We start from the raw sequence: 282 nt of genomic DNA, 5'->3' as shown, positions 1-282 counted from the left end.
TACAAGTAAAGAGTAACTCTCGAATTAACGAGTGTTGCTTTGTGATGCTGATAATCATGCGACTATCAGTCTTACATTCACAAGCACCCACACGAATTGCTTGATTCAGTTGTTAAAGAGCGTTTCGATCAAGCCTTTCGTCTCAACCGAGGCCGCGCATTTTACAGCAGCCTTTCTCGCTGTCAAGCTGTTTTTCGAAAATCTCTTTTCTACTCAACCGCTTGCCGCTCCGATCAATCTTCATCTCTCGTCAGCGGGAGGCGAATCATACAGCGTTCAAAA

Annotated in this window: 1 pseudogene; it reads left to right on the top strand. The window is 44.7% G+C overall.

The window, feature by feature from the left end:
* Nucleotides 1–100 precede the first annotated feature (100 nt).
* Nucleotides 101–282, top strand: a pseudogene (locus U8L64_RS00245) (hypothetical protein); the annotation flags it as partial.

It is taken from the genome of Pseudomonas sp. FIP_A4 (assembly GCF_036701605.1).
Taxonomy (GTDB): domain Bacteria; phylum Pseudomonadota; class Gammaproteobacteria; order Pseudomonadales; family Pseudomonadaceae; genus Stutzerimonas; species Stutzerimonas phenolilytica.
This window is presented reverse-complemented; position numbering and strand designations above follow the sequence as displayed.